The sequence below is a fragment of the Mesorhizobium sp. M2C.T.Ca.TU.002.02.1.1 genome, from assembly GCF_003997225.1.
On record NZ_RZTO01001057.1, the window covers coordinates 1 to 1,774 of the forward strand.

The 1,774-nt window shown below is 64.8% G+C and carries 2 protein-coding genes and 1 pseudogene; all 3 read right to left on the reverse strand.

The window, feature by feature from the left end; genetic code table 11:
* Positions 1-296, reverse strand: a pseudogene (locus EOD07_RS33235) (RidA family protein); the annotation flags it as partial.
* A gap of 278 nt (positions 297-574) precedes the next feature.
* Complete coding sequence (locus tag EOD07_RS33245) at positions 575-1,135, reverse strand: DUF4142 domain-containing protein (protein ID WP_127238240.1); 561 nt, start codon at positions 1,133-1,135, stop codon at positions 575-577.
* Positions 1,136-1,235: 100 nt separating this feature from the next.
* A partial coding sequence (locus tag EOD07_RS33250) for a DUF899 family protein (RefSeq protein ID WP_127238241.1) occupies positions 1,236-1,774 on the reverse strand: 539 nt, incomplete at its 5' end.

Below are 1,774 nucleotides of genomic sequence, written 5' to 3' on the forward strand. Positions count from 1 at the left end.
CAGCCACAAACTCGATCTCAATATCAAATTCCATCGGCCACGCTGCCACCGGCACGCCGGCGGATTGATGGCAAAATACGTCGCATAGACCCGGTTGATGGCGTTGTAGAAGCCGGGGCGTAGATGCGCACCATAGCCACCTTGTCCAGCGAGGTGCCAGCCGCTTCCAGGCAGTGCTTCAGCGCCTTCGGCGAGGCCTCGGTCTGGGTCTCGATGTCGCCGCGCACCATCTCGCCGGTCACCATGTCCACCGGCGGCGTCGCCGAGATGAACACGAGGCCGTTGGCCCGCATGGAGAAGGTGCGCTTGTCTCACCCTGCCCTGGATAAGCCGTCCGATCCTTGCGCAAAAAAATGCACAGCGTAGCGATCCTTCGCCCCCCTCTCTGTCCTGCCGGACATCTCCCCCTCAAGGGGGGAGATTGGCAGCTTCGGCGCCTCGCCTTTCCTGCAACGAGGGAGGTTGGCGAAAGCCGGCGTGACGGCTGATCTCCCCCCTTGAGGGGGAGATGTCCGGCAGGACAGAGAGGGGGGCCTCGCACCGGCGCTGGCCTATTGGCTTCGCCCAAAGCCCCTCACTGATGCGCGACCGCCAGGTCCTTCGCGTGCTTCTCATGCATCTTCAGCACCGGCAGCGTCTTCTTGGCGAATTCCTTCAGCGCGGGGTCGTCGCCGGAATTGGCGTAGGTTGAAAACAGCGCCACCGCGTCCTTATGCACGTCGGTCTGCATCTTGATGTATTTGGTGTCGAACTCCTTGCCGCTGGCGCCCTTCAATTCGTCGAGCATTTGCTGCTCCTTCGGCTGCAGCGCCGGGCCGGCTGGCTTGATCGACGCGGTGGTCTGGCCCTGGCTCATCGCCGCCTTGAAATCCTCGCCCGCCTTGGTGTGATCCTTGATCATCCGCGCGGCGAAGGCCTTGACGTCGGCCGACGCCGACTTCTGCTGCGCCAGCTTGCTCGACTGGATCTCGAATTCATTGGCGTTGGGCACCGTGGTGACGAAGGTCTGGGTGTCGACCTTGTTGTCGGTCACCATCGGTCCCACGGCGTCCGTGTTGGTGTCGTCCGATTGGGCGAACGCGGCGGGCGCGTCGGCAAGAAGCGCGACGGCGACCAGGGGCAGCAGCGTTTTCATCTCGATCTCCGGTCCGAAACAGCCCCTCCGCCTTCCCCAACGCGGCACCGGCCCCGGGGTTGCCTCAAAAAGAGCGCGCGGGCCGAGGCCCGCATCGCCATCAGTGGCAGTGCGCGGTGGGCGCCTGTCCGGCATATTGCAACTGCTCGTGCCAGTTCGGGCGACCTTCCGGCGTGAAATCCATCAGGTTCCACAGGATCTCGCAGGTGCCGATGGCGCGAGGGTCCTGGCCGGGTTCGGACGGCGCGAAGCCGAGCTCCGACGACCAGAAATGCCGGATGCCGTCGCCGTCGCGGTGGAACACCGAAAGCAGCGGTATCTGCGCGCCTTCAGCCGTTTCGGAATTGTAGTCGCGCTTGAAAGCGTTGCCGGCCGAGGACACCAGCCGCATGTTTTTCCAGCCGCGGTCGCGGCCGAGCGCCGTCAGATTGTCGAGCGCGGTCTTCGCCACCACGGCGAAGTTGAAGCCCGCCGCTTCGAGATGGCCGATCGCGCCGTCGAGTTGGTCGAGCAGCGCGGTGCAGGACGGGCATGGCTGGTCCTGCCGGGCAAGCTTCGCCGTCTCGCCGCCCGCCGCCACATCGCGCGTCTCCTGCGGATGGCGCGGGAACATCATCTGGTAGAGGATCAGCGTATCCT